At 42.5% G+C, this 17273-nt stretch carries 16 protein-coding genes and 1 other annotated feature; all 16 genes read right to left on the bottom strand.

Features of this window, described 5'->3' with window-relative positions:
* Positions 1–84: 84 nt before the first annotated feature.
* Complete coding sequence (gene sigH / locus AAV98_RS16405) at positions 85–690, bottom strand: RNA polymerase sporulation sigma factor SigH (protein WP_087942026.1); 606 nt, start codon at positions 688–690, stop codon at positions 85–87.
* 113 nt (positions 691–803) lie between these two features.
* Positions 804–1313 carry an NYN domain-containing protein gene (locus AAV98_RS16410; RefSeq protein ID WP_060666617.1) on the bottom strand — a complete coding sequence of 170 codons (510 nt, stop codon included), beginning with the start codon at positions 1311–1313 and terminating at the stop codon, positions 804–806.
* A 6-nt stretch (positions 1314–1319) separates the two neighbouring features.
* Positions 1320–2063, bottom strand: a complete 744-nt coding sequence (gene rlmB, locus AAV98_RS16415; RefSeq protein ID WP_060666618.1) for a 23S rRNA (guanosine(2251)-2'-O)-methyltransferase RlmB — start codon at positions 2061–2063, stop codon at positions 1320–1322.
* 2 nt (positions 2064–2065) lie between these two features.
* On the bottom strand, positions 2066–2476 hold the full coding sequence (locus tag AAV98_RS16420; RefSeq protein WP_060666619.1) for a Mini-ribonuclease 3: 411 nt from the start codon (positions 2474–2476) through the stop codon (positions 2066–2068).
* Positions 2477–2483: 7 nt separating this feature from the next.
* Positions 2484–3884 carry a cysteine--tRNA ligase gene (gene cysS, locus AAV98_RS16425; RefSeq protein WP_060666620.1) on the bottom strand — a complete coding sequence of 467 codons (1401 nt, stop codon included), beginning with the start codon at positions 3882–3884 and terminating at the stop codon, positions 2484–2486.
* A complete protein-coding gene (cysE, locus tag AAV98_RS16430) occupies positions 3865–4530 on the bottom strand; it encodes a serine O-acetyltransferase (RefSeq protein ID WP_060666621.1) in 666 nt (221 codons plus the stop codon). The genes cysS and cysE overlap by 20 nt, the downstream gene beginning before the upstream one ends.
* A gap of 64 nt (positions 4531–4594) precedes the next feature.
* Positions 4595–4834, bottom strand: a binding site (T-box leader).
* A gap of 57 nt (positions 4835–4891) precedes the next feature.
* The gene (gltX, locus tag AAV98_RS16435) at positions 4892–6343 is read right to left on the bottom strand and encodes a glutamate--tRNA ligase (protein WP_060666622.1); all 1452 of its coding nucleotides are present in this window, start codon (positions 6341–6343) and stop codon (positions 4892–4894) included.
* A 270-nt stretch (positions 6344–6613) separates the two neighbouring features.
* Positions 6614–7090 (bottom strand): 2-C-methyl-D-erythritol 2,4-cyclodiphosphate synthase, encoded by a 477-nt coding sequence (gene ispF / locus AAV98_RS16440; protein ID WP_060666623.1) that lies wholly within the window; start codon positions 7088–7090, stop codon positions 6614–6616.
* Between the two features lie 189 nt (positions 7091–7279).
* Complete coding sequence (gene ispD, locus AAV98_RS16445) at positions 7280–7957, bottom strand: 2-C-methyl-D-erythritol 4-phosphate cytidylyltransferase (RefSeq protein ID WP_060666624.1); 678 nt, start codon at positions 7955–7957, stop codon at positions 7280–7282.
* A gap of 91 nt (positions 7958–8048) precedes the next feature.
* Positions 8049–9140 (bottom strand): PIN/TRAM domain-containing protein, encoded by a 1092-nt coding sequence (locus AAV98_RS16450; RefSeq protein ID WP_060666625.1) that lies wholly within the window; start codon positions 9138–9140, stop codon positions 8049–8051.
* Positions 9141–9247: 107 nt separating this feature from the next.
* A complete protein-coding gene (gene disA / locus AAV98_RS16455) occupies positions 9248–10321 on the bottom strand; it encodes a DNA integrity scanning diadenylate cyclase DisA (protein ID WP_060666626.1) in 1074 nt (357 codons plus the stop codon).
* Positions 10322–10323: 2 nt separating this feature from the next.
* Positions 10324–11700 (bottom strand): DNA repair protein RadA, encoded by a 1377-nt coding sequence (gene radA / locus AAV98_RS16460; protein WP_060666627.1) that lies wholly within the window; start codon positions 11698–11700, stop codon positions 10324–10326.
* 198 nt (positions 11701–11898) lie between these two features.
* Positions 11899–14337 carry an ATP-dependent protease ATP-binding subunit ClpC gene (gene clpC / locus AAV98_RS16465; RefSeq protein WP_060666628.1) on the bottom strand — a complete coding sequence of 813 codons (2439 nt, stop codon included), beginning with the start codon at positions 14335–14337 and terminating at the stop codon, positions 11899–11901.
* A gap of 22 nt (positions 14338–14359) precedes the next feature.
* On the bottom strand, positions 14360–15424 hold the full coding sequence (locus tag AAV98_RS16470; RefSeq protein ID WP_060666629.1) for a protein arginine kinase: 1065 nt from the start codon (positions 15422–15424) through the stop codon (positions 14360–14362).
* A complete protein-coding gene (locus AAV98_RS16475; RefSeq protein ID WP_060666630.1) occupies positions 15425–15973 on the bottom strand; it encodes a UvrB/UvrC motif-containing protein in 549 nt (182 codons plus the stop codon).
* An 11-nt stretch (positions 15974–15984) separates the two neighbouring features.
* Positions 15985–16446 (bottom strand): CtsR family transcriptional regulator, encoded by a 462-nt coding sequence (locus AAV98_RS16480; RefSeq protein ID WP_060666631.1) that lies wholly within the window; start codon positions 16444–16446, stop codon positions 15985–15987.
* Positions 16447–17273 lie beyond the last annotated feature (827 nt).

The following is a 17273-nucleotide window of genomic DNA, read 5'->3' on the forward strand; positions in this document are numbered from 1 at the left end:
AAAAATGTAACATAGGTGTAATAATTAGTCAATGTGATTTGAAGGCGCCACCATTCCGTACGTTAACTTGGAAGATGTTACGGTTTATAGCGTAATCTCTCTCAATTCCAAGTACCTTTCTAACTTGCGTTTTACCCTTTGTAATGCGTTATCGATGGATTTTACATGCCGGTTTAAATCTTCTGAAATTTCCTGATAGGAACGTCCGTCCAGGTAAAGGGCAAGCACCTTTCTCTCAAGGTCGCTCAGCAACTCTCCCATCTTAACTTCTATATCATCAAATTCCTCTTGATTTATGATTAATTCTTCAGGGTCCATGACCTTAGCACCCGAAATAACATCCATTAATGTGCGGTCCGATTCTTCGTCATAGATAGGCTTGTCCAAAGATACGTACGAATTCAATGGAATATGCTTCTGTCTTGTAGCAGTTTTAATCGCAGTAATGATTTGTCTGGTAATGCATAGTTCGGCAAACGCCTTGAAAGAAGTCAACTTGTCCTCTTTAAAGTCCCGGATTGCCTTGTATAGACCTATCATCCCTTCTTGCACAATATCCTCGCGATCTGCACCAATAAGAAAATAGGATCTAGCCTTCGCGCGAACGAAGTTCTTATACTTGTTGATTAAATAATCCAGCGCTTCACTATCACCTAAATGCACAAGTTCTACCATCTGTTCGTCTTCCATAAGCTCTAATATCCTGTTAGCATTTCTTGGATCGCTCACTATCACACCTATCCCTCCGACTGAATCAGTAGATAGAAATATTATACAGTAGGCATAAATTGACCGTCAACCACTCATCGCTGTCCTCGGCGCCATTTTTCGAAAATTGCTGAAATTTCATGGTCCAATTCTATGCGTTTTGAAGGTTTTTCGTTGGTAAATTTTGTTACACGTTTTTTTATTCTTTCCTCAATAGCGTTTGACTCATTTAACAGTTCACGAGCAGATTTCCGCAATGCACCTTGACCGAAAATGGCCCATTGTTCTGTAAAGTCGGAAGTTGCCACATGGATTTGTGTGCGAATGTCACTTAAGCTGATAGCGAGTTTTTCAATTCTTTCATCGGCAGTCTCGTTTTCGCGAGTATAAATGACTTCCACGCGATGATTTTTGTATTTCGTCTCTATTCCCTGTGACATATGCGCGTCAAAAACAATAATTACCTTGTAGCCTGTATATGCCTGGTACTCTGCCATTCTAGAAATAAGGATATCACGGGCCATTGCGAGATCTTGATCTTTCAAGACCCTAAGCTCCGGCCACGCACCGATAATGTTATATCCATCTACCAGTAGAATATCCATTGTCCCTTACTCTCCTGCCGACAATCTTTTGCGGAAAACCTCATACATTAATAAACTTGCTGCTACAGATGCATTTAGGGACGTAACTTTTCCTACCATCGGTAAAGATACAAGAAAATCGCATTTTTCTTTTAAAAGTCTGGCCATTCCTTTTCCTTCACTGCCGATGATAAGCCCAAGTGGCAAAGACCCATCCATTTTTGTATAATCAACCGTTCCTTTCGCATCCGTTCCAAAAATCCAAAGTCCTCGCTCTTTCAGCTCGTCCACTGTGCGGGCAAGATTGGTTACTCGCACAACCGGAATATGCTCAATGGCACCTGTGGAGGCTTTTGCCACAGTGGCAGTCAATCCCACCGCTCTCCGTTTTGGAATGATGATGCCATGTGCCCCTACAGCATCTGCTGTACGCATGATGGAACCTAGGTTATGGGGATCTTCAATTTCATCAAGAATCAAAAAGAATGGATCTTCGTTTCGTTGTTCTGCCGCCTTATACAGATCATCAAGCTCCGCATAATCATAGGCAGCTACGGAAGCGACGACTCCTTGATGATTTCCCTCTACCATCTGATCAATTTTCTTACGAGGAACAAATTGCACGAGAACATTTGCTTCTTTCGCCATTGCAATGACCTGTTGGATAGAGCCTTTTTGACCACCTTCTGCAATCCATAGCTTGTTAATTTCACGATTAGATTTAAGTGCCTCTAGTACTGGGTTTCTTCCCATAATGAATTCTTTTGTCATCTCTATTCACCTCTCTTGCTGTCTACCAGTTCTATGCAGGTAAACACGATTTCTTCCATGCGGTCTATTTTATCACTTAAATAATGATAGCCAATCAGCGCTTCAAATGCGGTAGAGTAACGGTATGTCTGCACGTCTGTGTTCTTTGGTACCGAACCGGATTTTGCATTCCTTCCTCTTCTGATCACACCTTGTTCTTCTTCGGTAAAAAATTCACGCTCCATCAGTTGGTGAAGCAGATGTGCCTGCGATTTCGCAGACACATAGTTTGTTGCAGCCCTGTGCAACTGGTTTGGGCGAATCTTTCCGGATTTCAAAAGGTGATGGCGGATGTATCCTTCATACACCGCATCCCCCATATAGGCAAGCGCTAGACTATTTAATTGCTTAGCATCTACTTGTATTTTGCTCATTCAGATATTAGCCTCTTTTCCAACGCGTGCCTTGTGCAGTATCTTCGAGAATGATATTTTTCGATTTCAATTCGTCACGAATCTCATCCGCTCTTGCAAAATCACGGTTTTTCCTTGCATCGATTCGCTGTTGGATCAAGCTTTCAATTTCCTCATCTAATAGTTCTTCCTCAGCAGTAAGGGACACACCGATAACAGAAAATAGTTCTTCAAAATTGGCCATAAATGCCTGCAACACTTTTTCAGAAGTATTTTTCCCGTTTAAGTAAAGGTTAGCTTGTTTTGCCATATCAAACAAAACAGAAATGGCATTGGCAGTATTAAAATCATCATCCATTACACGAATGAATTCATTTTTAAATTCTTCTACTTTTTCTAGCCATTCCGTATCATCCGTTGCAAGATTAGCCGTATTGTCCAAACGATGCTTTAAGTTAGCGTAAGCTGTCCGAATACGGTCCAAGCCGTTTTTGGTGCTTTGCAGCAGCTCCTCGTTATAGTTGATTGGATGACGATAATGGACAGAAAGCATAAAGAAACGCAATAGTTGCGGGTCATGCTTTTTGATAATGTCATGAACCAACACGAAATTCCCAAGGGATTTGGACATTTTTTCGTTGTCTATATTAATATACCCATTGTGCATCCAATAGTTAGCAAAGGTCTTTCCTGTCAACGCCTCGGATTGAGCAATTTCATTTTCATGATGCGGGAAGGACAAGTCTTGTCCACCGGCATGGATATCTATAGTGTCTCCTAGGTATTTACGAGCCATTGCCGAGCACTCAATATGCCAACCAGGTCTACCTTGGCCCCATGGACTCTCCCAATAAATTTCTCCCTCTTTTGCCGCTTTCCATAGGACAAAATCAAGTGCATCTTGTTTCTTATCTCCCACTTCAATACGATTTCCAAGCTGAAGGTCCTCTATCGGTTGGTGTGAAAGCTTTCCATACTCTTTAAACTCGCGGGTTCTGTAATAAACATCTCCACCAGACTCATAGGCATACCCTTTTTCAATCAATGCTTCAATAAACTCAATAATAATGTCCATGCTTTCCGTTACTCTTGGATGAACAGTTGCTTGTTTGCAACCCAGAGCAGAGACATCTTCGTGGTAGGCTTCTATAAAACGCTCTGCAATGGTAGGCACATCTTCTCCTAATTCGTTTGCAGCCTTAATCAGCTTATCATCCACATCCGTAAAATTAGAAACGTAGTTCACTTCATACCCGCGGTATTCTAGGTATCTTCTGACGGTATCAAATACGATTGGCGGTCTTGCATTCCCGATATGAATGTAGTTGTATACGGTCGGTCCGCACACATACATTTTTACCTTGCCCTCTTCAAGCGGGACGAACTTTTCCTTTTGACGTGTTAATGTATTATAAAGATGAATGGTCATCTATTTTCTTCCTCTCTTTTAAAAGTAGCAGCTCATTTTGCAAGCGGGCAATTTGATTTTCCAATTCTACAAACCTATCCCCTGTCGGATCTGGCATTTCGTGGTGATTTAAATCTCTTTTCACCTTTACTCCATCTTGTATAACGATCTTCCCTGGTATCCCGACAACTGTAGAATTGGCAGGCACGTCTTTTAATACGACCGACCCCGCTCCAACTTTGGAGTTTTCACCGATTGTGATGGATCCCAACACTTTGGCGCCTGTCGCAATAAGTGCGTTGTCCTGTATAGTAGGGTGTCGTTTTCCTTTTTCTTTCCCTGTACCGCCGAGGGTTACTCCTTGGAAGACAGTTACATTATTCCCAATTTCACAGGTTTCTCCTATGACAACTCCCATTCCGTGGTCAATAAAAAATCTGTGGCCGATCTTGGCACCTGGGTGAATTTCAATTCCAGTGAAGAAGCGGCTCACTTGGGAGATAGCTCTTGCGATAAAAAACATTTTTCGCTTAAAGAATGCATGTGCAATCCGGTGTGCCCAAACGGCATGAAGGCCGGAGTATGTTAGGATTACTTCAAAGTAATTTCTTGCAGCAGGGTCTTGTTCAAATACCACTTCTATGTCTTCCTTTAGTGTGCGAAACATGGAGTACCTCCTTTCTTCTGTTCATAAGTGTTTATCAAAAATAAAAACGCCTCCGTGTCATTGACACAGAGACGCTTATGGCGCGGTTCCACTCTGTTTGGATATGGTTTCTACTAAAAGGGCCCATATCCCCACTTAAGCCTCGTAACGGGAGGTTGCCGCTGTCACTTACTAAGCTTTAGGGCCTTTTAGTAACAGACTCCGAGGTGCATTTCAAAAAAGTCATCACATGAATCGCTTGCAGCCATGGCGATTCTCTCTGGAAAGGATGTACCTTTTCTACTCTCCTCTTCAACATTCAAGTATGGTTATCTCGTTTAAAAATATGTTAGTTCTATCATATTATGTTTTACGTAAAATGTTAACCAATTAGCTTCGACAACCTCGCTAAAACTGTATCTTTTCCTAATAGATGAATCGTTTGCGGCAGGTCACGACCATGTGTTTGGCCCGTTGTTGCCACACGGATTGGCATGAACAGCTTTTTCCCTTTATGACCGGTTGCTTTTTGTACAGCTTTCGTTGCAGCTTTGATGTTGTCCACAGAGAAGTCCTCCATCTCTTCCAATTCCTTATGGAAGGCAACCATTACTTCTGGTACTTGTTCTTCAGCCAGGACAGCTTTTGCTTCTTCATCGTATTCGATATGCGTTTGGAAGAACATCTCCGTCAATTCCACAATTTCCGCTCCAAAACTCATCTGCTCTTGGTAAAGTCCAATAAGTTCCTTCGCCCAATCCTTCTGATCCTCTGTCATTGTTTCTTCCAGACGGCCTGCTTTTACTAGGTGCGGCAAGGAAAGCTCAACAAGGCGATTCAGGTCCATTGTTTTGATGTATTGGTTATTCATCCACATTAATTTGTTTGTATCAAAGACCGCTGGTGATTTGGATAAACGAGCAGTGTCAAAAATCTCAATAAATTGATCCTTTGAGTAGACTTCCTCTTCACCGACTGGAGACCAGCCAAGCAAGGCAATAAAGTTGAACAAAGCCTCAGGCAGATAGCCAAGCTCCTCATATTGCTCAATAAACTGGATGATGGACTCATCACGTTTACTTAATTTTTTACGGCTTTCGTTCACGATTAACGTCATATGACCAAATACAGGAACATCCCAGCCTAATGCTTCAAAAATCATGATTTGTTTTGGCGTGTTCGAGATATGATCGTCACCACGAAGGACGTGTGAAATCTGCATCAGGTGATCATCGACCGCCACCGCGAAATTGTAAGTAGGTGTTCCATCCTTTTTCACAATAACAAAGTCACCAATGCCATCCGACTCAAAAGATACGTCACCTTTTACCATGTCTTGGAACTTAATTTCTTTTCCTTTTGGCACGCGGAAGCGAATGCTTGGTTCTCTTCCTTCTTCTTCAAATGCTTTTTGCTCTTCAAGGCTTAAGTTGCTGTGCTTGCCAGAGTAGCTAGGGTTCTCTCCACGGGCAATCTGCTCTTCGCGCTCGGCTTCTAGTTCCTCTTCCGTGCAATAACATTTATAGGCAAGCCCTTTTTCTAAAAGCTCGTTATAAAATTTAGTATAGATTTCATTACGTTCTGATTGGCGGTATGGGCCATATTCGCCGCCTACATCGACACTTTCATCCCAATCCATTCCAAGCCACTTCAAATATTTCAGCTGGCTTTCTTCTCCGCCTGCGATATTACGTTTTTTGTCTGTATCTTCAATACGGATGATGAACTTCCCATTTTGGCTGCGGGCAAACAGGTAGTTGAATAGTGCGGTTCTGGCGTTTCCTATATGTAAGTGCCCTGTTGGACTTGGGGCATATCGTACACGAACTGTCATGTTTTGTTACCTCCATTTTCCGTCGGCTTTCGGGCCCGGACGGTTTTTAAAACTAAGCATTATTTTAACATAAAAATGCTGGAGTACGTAGCTATTTCTTTCTATGGACTTCCTACTACGCCGCTGATGATTTCCACAAATGGCTTCGCTTTCTGGGGGCGACCTTGAGCCTCCTCACAACGCTTGGGGGTCTCAACAATGTCGCTACTTTCCCGCTGGAGTCTACGCCATTTGCTCCAATCATCAGCTATAGATTACGTTTTCCAAAATCTATTTCTTTATTAGAAGGACGGCTGCTTGAGCGGCGATTCCTTCTTCTCTGCCTGTGAAGCCGAGTTTTTCAGTGGTGGTGGCTTTTACATTGACCTGTTCCACGTCCGCTTCTAGTAGTTCTGCAATTCGTTTGCGCATCGGTTCGATATGTGGAGCCATTTTTGGTTTTTGTGCAATAATGGTACAGTCCACATTTCCAAGTGTATAGCCTTTTTCTTTTACTATTGCCCATACCTGTTCCATTAAAACAGCGGAATCAGCATTTTTGAATGCCGGGTCTGTGTCTGGGAAGTGTTTTCCGATATCTCCTTCTCCAATTGCGCCTAAGCATGCATCTGAGATTGTATGTAATAATACGTCGGCATCGGAATGTCCTAGCAGCCCTTTTTCGTAAGGGATGGTTATGCCCCCGATTATAAGTGGTCTGCCTTCTGCAAACTGATGTACGTCAAAACCTTGTCCAATTCGAAACATAGTGCACCTCTCCATTTAAAAAAGTATAGTCCGTTTAACTCCTTTAGATTTCCGTTTCAGGTGTTTTCTTTCCGAGGGTCGGTGCTTGAGCCTCCTCACAACGCTTCAGGGGTCTCAACCTACCGCTACCTCCCTTCGGAGTCTCACACCTTGCACTCCAACCTCAAGGGGTTTACGGTTTAATATTAATTATTTTTGTAAAAAAGCTTTTGCAAGGATTAGATCTTCTGGTGTGGTCAGTTTGAAGTTTTCGTATTCGCCTTGTACTATGTGTACTGGTACTTGGATACGTTCTACGAGACTTGCTTCATCGGTTCCTAAATAGTTTTCTGTTTTTGCTTTTTCGTGCGCGGCTTTCAGGATTGGATACCGGAAAGCTTGAGGCGTTTGGATGGACCATAAGCTGGAGCGTTCCACCGTTTCTTCCACTATTCCCGCCACGCTAACACGTTTTATCGTATCTTTAACAGGCACCCCTACAATAGCAGCTCCCTCTTTGGACGCTTTTTCTACCAGATTGTGAATGACGTCGCGAGAAATAAAAGGCCTTGCTCCATCATGAACAAGAACAATTTCTGCTGTTTGAAGCGATGTAAGCCCATTATACACGCTATCCTGCCGCTCTTCTCCACCAAGGACCATTTCTTTTATTTTAGGTACCGGGTATTGGGTAAGAAGTTCTTTGAATATATCTTTTTCTTTTTCATTGATGACTAGTTTAATTTCTTTACACCATGGGTCCGCTTCAAAGACGGAGAGGGTATGTATGATGACAGGTTTCCCCTCAAGCTCGATGAACTGCTTGTTTTTCCCTGCTTTCATCCGCTTTCCTTGTCCTGCTGCTAGTACGATTACTTGGTAGTTCATTGTTTTACTCTCCCGTGGGTGTTGTTTTTTTCACAAAATAACTTATACCCTCCAAGCATAGCTTAAGAGGGTAAGGGTTACTACTATTTACTTATAACGCTGCCCGTTCTAGTTGTTTGGGCTTGGCAAAGATCATTCGTCCGGCAGATGTCTGGAGGACGCTTGTGACCAAGACCTGTATGTGCTTGCCGATGTAATCACGGCCTTCTTCCACTACAATCATCGTACCGTCATCTAAGTATGCGACACCCTGATTATGTTCTTTTCCGTCTTTAATGACTTGTACAGTCAGCTCTTCGCCAGGAAGAACGACAGGCTTTACTGCATTGGCAAGATCGTTGATATTTAACACTTCGACATTTTGGAGCTCACATACTTTGTTTAAGTTAAAATCATTTGTAACGACTACACCAGAGGTCAACTTTGCTAGCTTCACAAGCTTAGAATCCACTTCCTGGATATCTTCAAAATTGCCTTCATATATCTCTACTTTTATAGCTAATTCTTTTTGGATCCTGTTTAGTATATCTAATCCACGTCGACCACGATTTCGTTTTAATACATCGGATGAATCGGCAATATGCTGAAGTTCTTCTAGAACAAATCGTGGAATGACGATCGTTCCTTCTAGAAAACCGGTTTGGCAAATATCCGCCACCCTGCCATCAATTATAACGCTCGTATCCAGGATTTTCAGCTTCTTTGAGGATAAATCTAACTCATCATCTTCTACTGATTTTTTCTTTCCAAACTTTGAAGAAATGGAAAATAAACTTACCAATTCATCTCGCTTCTTAAAGCCTACTTGAAAACCAAGGTATCCTAATAAAATGGTAATGAAAATAGGGAAAATGGCGCTGACAAAAGGGATTCTCTCCAAAGGAATAACTGCCAGATACGCAACAATCAGTCCAAAAATAAGTCCTAGACTACCAAATAACACATCGGTAACAGGCGCTTTCACTAAAGATTCCTCTATCCATTTAATGAATCCTACAACATAATCCACTAACCAAAAAGTAAGGATAAAAAATATAATTGCTCCTAAAATAGCAACAGTATAAGGCTTCGTAAGAAAAGGGATATCCCCTAAATCCAAGAGTGAAAACAGCTCGGGAATGAAAAAGATCCCCAATGTTCCTCCAAGAATTAAAAAGAATAATTGAACCATACGCCTTAACATTGCCTCACCTCCCTTTAATCATTATAAACAGTTTCCATTAAATAAAACGTCGAAAAAACTTTTAATTTACTTTTGTAAGGTTTTTGTCACATAACTGATATTACAGTTTACATTTGACGGTCTATTAATAGTTGATCCTGTATTCGTTTTAATCCCTCTTTGATTTTTCTGGCCCGCACCTCACCAATCCCGTCCACTTCATCCAGTTCCTCCACGGTTGCATGAAGAATATGCTTTAAATTCCAGAACTTGCAGACAAGGTTTTCAATGACAAGAGGCGGTAGTCTCGGGATCTTATGTAATACTCTATATCCTCTAGGCAGAACAATTTCGTCCGGATTCATAAACCCAGAATACCCTAGCATCTTCAGGATAACAGCATCGTCCAATAGTTCTGTATTTGCCAACTCCTGCAATCTTCTTAATATTAGAAATGCATCCATCTCTTTATCCAGACAATAATCTTTTATAAGTAGAATCGCTTCTTCTTCAATATGAGCCAGCAGTTCTGTCATTTGTAACCGAATAAGTCTGCCTTCCGTTCCAAGCTCATTTATATAGCTTAATATTTCATTTTTTATGCGGAGTACCATTTCTATGCGGTGGATCACCTGTAAGAGTTCTGATAATGATACTTGCTCTTCAAATTCTAAGGCACCTAAATTGGTAATACCTTGATCAAGCACTGTTTTATATTTTTCTAACGTTTGAATCGCTTGGTTTGCTTTCGTAAAAATAACCCCGATATCACGCAATGCATAACGAAAATCGCCTTTATACAATGTAATGACATTGCGGCGCTGAGATATCGCTACCACAAGACAGCCTGTCTGCTTAGCCACGCGCTCTGCTGTTCGGTGTCTCATACCTGTTTCGGTTGAAATAATGGTGGAGTTAGGTGTCAATTGCGCATTGGCATAAAGGATTTTCGTCCCTTTTTCATTCAGGATAATGGCACCATCCATCTTGGCCAATTCATAGACATAAGCAGGGCTGAATGAACAATTGATAGAAAATCCGCCGTCTACCATGTCTTTTACTTTATCGTTGAATCCCACGACCACAAGTCCGCCGGTTTGGGATCTTAAAATATTGTTGATTCCTTCCCGAATAGGTGTTCCGGGTGCGATAAACTGTAACGTATCTGCCATGATTTTTTCTTTCTGCCGTTGTTCTTCCATCTCTATCCCCCTAGAGTATATTGAAGAGCCTGTTCAATGGTGTTCACGCCAATCACATTAATCTCTTTTGGGATGGTCCATCCTCCCAAATTTTTCGCAGGTATAATCACTCGTTTGAAACCTAGCTTTGCTGCTTCTTGCACACGTTGTTCAATACGGGATACCCGTCTGATTTCTCCTGTCAGCCCCACTTCCCCTATTACCACATCTGTTGGTTCAGATGTTTGGTTACGGAAGCTGGAGGCAATGCTGACCGCTACTGCAAGGTCAATGGCTGGTTCATCGAGTTTAACCCCTCCTGCAACTTTCAAGTAGGCATCCTGGTTCTGAAGCAACAGTCCGACTCTTTTTTCAAGTACTGCCATGATGAGTGATACTCTGTTATGGTCAATACCTGTTGCCATTCTTCTAGGATTTCCATAACCTGTTGGAGAGATCAAAGCCTGGATTTCCACCAATACGGGCCTTGTACCTTCCATTGATGCTACAACTGTGGAACCTGCCGCTCCTTTTGACCGTTCTTCTAAAAAGATTTCTGACGGATTCTTTACTTCCGTCAATCCCTCTTCCTTCATTTCAAAAATACCAATCTCGTTCGTGGAGCCGAATCTATTTTTCACCGAACGTAAGATACGATATGTGTGGTGTCTTTCTCCTTCAAAATACAACACTGTGTCTACCATATGCTCTAAAAGGCGCGGTCCTGCAATAGATCCTTCTTTTGTTACATGACCTACGATAAAGACAGCAATATTCTTCGTCTTAGCAATTCGCATCAACTCAGCCGTACATTCTCTAACCTGGGACACACTCCCCGGAGCGGAAGTAACTGCAGGATGATAAACAGTTTGTATGGAATCGACAACAAGCAAAGTCGGTTGTACATCTTCTACTGCTTTTGCAACAAGCTCAAAATCCGTTTCTGATAAGACAAACAATTCTTCTGCCTGTACGCCTAAACGATCTGCCCGCAGCTTTGTTTGCTGAACAGATTCTTCCCCTGATATGTATAAGACACGGTGTTTTTTTAATGCCAATTGACTGCACACCTGCAGCAATAAAGTTGACTTTCCAATGCCAGGGTCACCCCCGATCAGAACAAGTGATCCTTGGACCAATCCGCCGCCAAGCACTCTATTGCACTCTTCCATATCTGTATAAATCCTTGACTGCTTTATATTTTCCACTTTTGTGATGGATTCTGCTTTTCTTGCCAGTGTAGATGAGGACGTCGTAAAACCTCCACGTCGTGGTGTCCTGGACTCTTCCAGTTCCTCCACCATTGTATTCCAAGCATTGCACCCGGGACATTTCCCCATCCACTTAGGAGACTCATACCCGCATTCCTTACACATAAACTTTGTCTTACGCTTTGCCATCCAAAAATCCTCTCTATATTAACAATAATCTTTATGAAAAGAGTATAATAAAAATACCATTGTTTTCCTTCTTTTATGATACCTTATTTCCCGTAACTTACGCTAATCTTAACCATTGGAAAATACAAGAAAGGAGGAAAGCCCTTATATCAAGAGCTAACCTCCACTTCTATTCAGTCATGCAAACGACCATCCACTTTATTTTACTTTTTCCACATCACGGACAACAAATTCTCCATCTACCACATCTAATGAGATTTTCTTGCCTTTCTCGATATTTCCTTTTAACAACTCTTCCGATAGTTTATCTTCCACGTGTTTTTGGATAGCACGGCGCAATGGTCTTGCACCATATTCTGGATCATAGCCTTCTTCGGAAATTTTTTCTTTTGCAGCGTCTGTCAGCTCCAAATCGATATCCTGTTCTTTCAGGCGTTTCGTCAACTGCTCAGATAGCAACGTTACGATTTCTTTCAAATGTGTCTTCTCTAAGGAGTGGAACACAATCATTTCATCCACACGGTTTAGGAACTCCGGACGGAACGCTTTTTTCAGCTCATCCATCACTTTCCCTTTCATGTCTTTATAGTTCTGGTTCTCATCCTGTACATTGAAACCTACATATTTGTTGCGTTTTAAGGCATCTGCACCAACATTCGATGTCATAATGACAAGCGTGTTACGGAAGTCTACTGTTCGACCCTTTGAATCTGTCAAACGGCCATCCTCTAACACTTGTAATAGAATATTGAACACATCAGGATGCGCCTTCTCAATTTCATCTAACAGGATAACAGAATAAGGTTTGCGACGAACCTTCTCCGTTAATTGTCCGCCTTCATCATACCCCACATATCCTGGAGGGGAACCAACAAGACGGGAAGTTGAATGCTTCTCCATGTACTCGGACATATCAATACGAATCATCGCATCTTCGTCACCAAAGATAGATTCAGCTAGGGCTCTTGCAAGTTCCGTTTTACCTACCCCAGTTGGCCCGAGGAAGATGAAGGAACCTATTGGACGCTTCGGATCTTTTAAGCCGGCACGTGCTCGACGAACAGCTTTCGATACTGCTTTAACTGCTTCATCCTGCCCAATGACACGGGAGTGCAATAAAGATTCCATGTTTAACAGTTTATCTGTTTCTGTTTGTGCAAGTTTTGATACCGGAATTCCCGTCCAGCTCGATACCACCATTGCAATATCTTCCACTGTCACCTCAGAATTCTCTTGTCCTTGCTTTTCTTTCCACGTTTTCTTAGTTTCTTCTAATTGTTCACGAAGACGTTGCTCTGTATCTCTTAAAGAAGCCGCCTTCTCAAATTCCTGGCTTTGAACGGCCGCATCCTTTTCGTTACGAACAGTTTCTAATTTTACCTCTAACTCTTTTAAGTTTGGAGGTGTAGTAAAAGAACGAAGTCGCACTTTTGATCCTGCTTCGTCTATCAAGTCTATCGCTTTATCGGGCAGGAAGCGGTCCGAAATGTAACGGTCGGAAAGCTTAACCGCCTGCTCAATCGCTTCATCCGTGATGGATACGCGATGGTGCGCTTCATAGCGATCACGAAGTCCTGTCAATATCTGAATGGATTCTTCTGTAGTTGGCTCATCCACCTGAATTGGTTGGAAGCGGCGTTCAAGTGCTGCATCTTTTTCAATATATTTACGGTACTCATCTAGAGTGGTGGCACCGATGCATTGCAACTCTCCGCGGGCCAAAGATGGCTTTAAGATATTGGATGCGTCAATAGCGCCCTCTGCACCTCCTGCACCAATCAAGGTGTGAAGCTCATCAATGAAAAGAATGATGTTACCAGCTTGACGGATTTCATCCATTACTTTCTTTAGGCGGTCTTCAAACTCCCCGCGATATTTCGTACCAGCAACCACCGTCCCCATATCCAGTGTCATAACGCGCTTATCACGAAGGATTTCCGGAACTTCGTTGCTCACAATTTGCTGCGCGAGTCCTTCCGCAATGGCCGTTTTCCCCACTCCAGGTTCCCCAATTAATACAGGGTTGTTTTTTGTTCTTCGGCTAAGCACCTCAATGACACGCTGAATTTCCTTGCTTCGTCCGATAACAGGATCTAGACTGCCTTCACGTGCTACCGCCGTCAAATCCCTTGCCAAGCTATCCAAAGTAGGGGTATTCACATTCGCCGACGCACCACCTTGATGTCCTCCGGAAGACTCGTTACTTCCAAGTAATTGCAACACTTGCTGGCGCGCCTTATTCAAACTCACCCCCAAGTTATTTAACACGCGTGCCGCCACACCTTCTCCTTCTCGAATCAGGCCAAGCAATACATGCTCTGTTCCCACATAGGAATGACCCAGTTTACGGGCTTCATCCATGGAAAGCTCAATTACCTTCTTCGCTCTAGGTGTGTAGTGGGGGATGGACTGTCCACTGTCCTGCCCTCTGCCAATGAGGTTTTCCACTTCTTTTTGAATCTTTTCAGGTCCCAGTCCAAGGGCTATCAGCGCCTTCGCGGCAATCCCTTCCCCTTCTCTGACTAGTCCAAGCAGGATATGCTCTGTTCCAATATTATTATGGCTTAGGCGCAGTGCCTCTTCTTGTGCCAATGCCAATACTTTTTGCGCTCTTTCTGTAAATCGACCAAACATCATATCCAATCGCCTCCCGAATATTTTATCTATTTAATCGCATTCTTTCCCGAATCAACCCAGCCCTGCGAACATCTCTTTCATTTGGCTTCAATGGTCCTCCTGCATATTGTTGCAAGAAGCCAGGTTGAGTTAAAATCATTAATTCATTCAATATGGACCTGGAAATGTCGGTGATATAGCCAAGATCTATACCTAGCCGCACATTCGACAAACACTTTGCCGCCTCTTTCGTCTCCATTACCCGGCTATGTGCCAGCAACCCGTATGAGCGAAATACCCTATCTTCTAATTGTATGTTTGAAGTTTTGACTAATGCTTCCCTGGCAGAGCGCTCTTGTGAAATAAGTTGATGCACAACACCTAAAAGGTCCTGGACAATATCTTCTTCTGATTTACCAAGTGTCATTTGGTTAGATATTTGAAAGATGTTCCCTAAAGCTTCGCTACCTTCACCATAAATTCCTCTAACAACTAATCCCAATTGATTAATTGCCGGAACAATTCTGTTCATCTGTTGCGTCAACACCAATGCGGGTAAGTGCATCATGACGGAAGCGCGCAGCCCCGTCCCCACATTTGTCGGGCAACTCGTTAAGTATCCTCGTTTTTCATCAAACGCATAATCAATCTTTTTTTCTATCCAATCATCCAAAGAATTAGCCACTTGCAACGCTTCATTTAATTGCAGGCCGGGAAACAAGCATTGTATCCTGATATGATCCTCCTCGTTTATCATAATGCTCACTTCTTCATTCGGTGATAACAAACATGCTCCAAATGCCGAATCCTCCGCCAGTTGTGGACTGATTAAGTGCTTTTCTACCAGCACTCGCTTCTCTAAGGCATTCATTTCCTCCATAAGAAGAAACTCAAGTTCCCCAAGGTCCTGGAACTCCTTTTCCCCAAAATGCTGCCTCATGATATCCACTATCTGTTGAGCTTCCTCATTGCTAAATACTGTCGGAAACTGCATCTTTTCTAGATTCCTAGCAAGTCGGACCCTACTACTAAGGACGATATCTGAATCCGGACCCTCCTGCTTCATCCAAGAGCTGACTGCATTATTCAAAAAGTGCTCAAGAGACATCTACTGCTCCCCCTCTCTTTTTTCACTCAATTGTCTTTCCAATTCTCTGATTCTATCTCTAGTATTCGCCGCACTCTCGAATTCTTCCTGTAAAATAAGCTCTTGTAATTCTTCTCTTAGCGAATCAATTTCTTTTCTTACGTGCATACTTCCCCCGATTCGTTTCGGTATTTTCCCTGCATGCACCGTATTCCCACTATGCAATCTCTTTAAGATAGGCTGCATTTTGTCGGAAAAAGTATGGTAACATTCCGAACAACCAAACCGGCTGATTTTCGTAAACTGTGGAAATGTCATCCTACACCGCTCACACTGTAAGATCTTTTGCGGCTCAAGATCTTCCTGTTGTGGATTGGGAATAGCATGTTCCGTATTTAACAATCCAGCAATCAGGTTATTAATCGAAAAACCTGAACCACCTGTAAACAATGACATACTTCCTTTTTCTTGAGCACATTGTTCACAAATATGAATCTCTGATTTTTCCCCATTAATTATCTTCGTAAAATGCAAAGCAGCCGGACGCTCATTACATTCTTGACATACCATTTTCATTCCCCCTACCGATACTTCAATGTAGTCAGCATGGCCGTTAACATCCTTGCCCGCAACTCATCTCTTTCAGGCAGGCCCAAATATAAAACAGAACGGTCCATGACACTAACCATTATCTTCGCCTCCCTAGCGGAAATTATCTTCTCTTCCACCAACCGAAAGATCACATCCTCCGCACTGGCTTGGGAAACTCTCACATCTATTAGCTCTATAAGCTGGTCGATTAATTGCAAATGGTCATGCGGCTTGATTTTGATAATCCTAATATACCCGCCGCCCCCCCGCTTGCTCTCCACCAAATATCCCCGTTCAATCGTAAATCTAGTATTAATCACATAATTAATCTGAGAGGGTACACATTCAAACTTATCCGCTATCTCACTTCGTTTAATCTCGGCAGAATTCTCTCTGCTCCCCTCTAACACCTGTTTCAAATAATGCTCAATGACATCAGATATGTTCCTCATGCTATCCTCCTATCTGACCTTGACTATCTTTGACTATATGTAAAATATATAAGACCTTTAGAAAAAATTCAATAGATAACCTTTCGCTAAAAACTGTCATTCTGGCTCGTTTGAGGTGTCTTTGCGTCAATATATGTAGGGGAATAGATGTAGGGAGAGGTTTTTACGGAGAGGCCTCTCTCAAACAGAATTCCACTTTTGTGAGGTGTTTAAACGTCAATTGGTCAAAATTGTTCAAGATGTAGGTTTTTTTAAGATTTTGAAACTGATGAGAACTATTGGGGGTATTTGAATCTGGGAAGAGGTAAAGACGTCTTGGTTAGGAGGTGGGCTGGTTGTGAAGGGTTTTATAACAGTTGGTAAGACCTCTCGATTAGGTATTGCTGCTTTTGAAAGGCTTTATAACAGTGGGTAAGACCTCTCGGGGAGGAATTGCTGGTTTTGATAGGGCTTTATAACAGTGGGTAAGACCTCTTGGGGAGGGATTGCTGCTTTTGAAGGGCTTTATACCAGTGGGTAAGACCTCTCGGGGGGATTACTGGTTGTGAAGGGCTTTATAACAGTGATTAAGACCTCTTTGGGGAGGGATTGCTGTTTTTGAAGGGCTTGATTACAGTGGTTAAGACCTCTCGATTAGGGATTGCTGCTTTTGAAGGGCTTGATTACAGTGATTAAGACCTCTATTACAAAATTCTCTCCTCCTACATGTCCTTAAATCCTCCATGAAGACACTCTGCATGAAAATATCTCCTCCAAAGTGTCTTCATCCCCACGATGAAAACACTCTCACCAACTTCCCCCCTCCCAAATTGTCTTCATCCACAAAA

The organism is Bacillus sp. CHD6a, assembly GCF_001293645.1.
Lineage (GTDB): Bacteria > Bacillota > Bacilli > Bacillales > Bacillaceae_I > Sutcliffiella_A.

Coding starts and splice junctions, on each gene's coding strand:
- rlmB (WP_060666618.1), bottom strand. CDS start 2,063: ATGACAAAAGAATTCATTATGGGAAGAAACCCAGTACTAGAGGCACTT.
- gltX (WP_060666622.1), bottom strand. CDS start 6,343: ATGACAGTTCGTGTACGATATGCCCCAAGTCCAACAGGGCACTTACAT.
- clpC (WP_060666628.1), bottom strand. CDS start 14,337: ATGATGTTTGGTCGATTTACAGAAAGAGCGCAAAAAGTATTGGCATTG.
- AAV98_RS16420 (WP_060666619.1), bottom strand. CDS start 2,476: ATGAGCAAAATACAAGTAGATGCTAAGCAATTAAATAGTCTAGCGCTT.
- AAV98_RS16410 (WP_060666617.1), bottom strand. CDS start 1,313: ATGGATATTCTACTGGTAGATGGATATAACATTATCGGTGCGTGGCCG.
- cysE (WP_060666621.1), bottom strand. CDS start 4,530: ATGTTTCGCACACTAAAGGAAGACATAGAAGTGGTATTTGAACAAGAC.
- cysS (WP_060666620.1), bottom strand. CDS start 3,884: ATGACCATTCATCTTTATAATACATTAACACGTCAAAAGGAAAAGTTC.
- AAV98_RS16470 (WP_060666629.1), bottom strand. CDS start 15,424: ATGTCTCTTGAGCACTTTTTGAATAATGCAGTCAGCTCTTGGATGAAG.
- AAV98_RS16475 (WP_060666630.1), bottom strand. CDS start 15,973: ATGGTATGTCAAGAATGTAATGAGCGTCCGGCTGCTTTGCATTTTACG.
- ispD (WP_060666624.1), bottom strand. CDS start 7,957: ATGAACTACCAAGTAATCGTACTAGCAGCAGGACAAGGAAAGCGGATG.
- radA (WP_060666627.1), bottom strand. CDS start 11,700: ATGGCAAAGCGTAAGACAAAGTTTATGTGTAAGGAATGCGGGTATGAG.
- ispF (WP_060666623.1), bottom strand. CDS start 7,090: ATGTTTCGAATTGGACAAGGTTTTGACGTACATCAGTTTGCAGAAGGC.
- sigH (WP_087942026.1), bottom strand. CDS start 690: ATGGAAGACGAACAGATGGTAGAACTTGTGCATTTAGGTGATAGTGAA.
- AAV98_RS16450 (WP_060666625.1), bottom strand. CDS start 9,140: ATGTTAAGGCGTATGGTTCAATTATTCTTTTTAATTCTTGGAGGAACA.
- AAV98_RS16480 (WP_060666631.1), bottom strand. CDS start 16,446: ATGAGGAACATATCTGATGTCATTGAGCATTATTTGAAACAGGTGTTA.
- disA (WP_060666626.1), bottom strand. CDS start 10,321: ATGGAAGAACAACGGCAGAAAGAAAAAATCATGGCAGATACGTTACAG.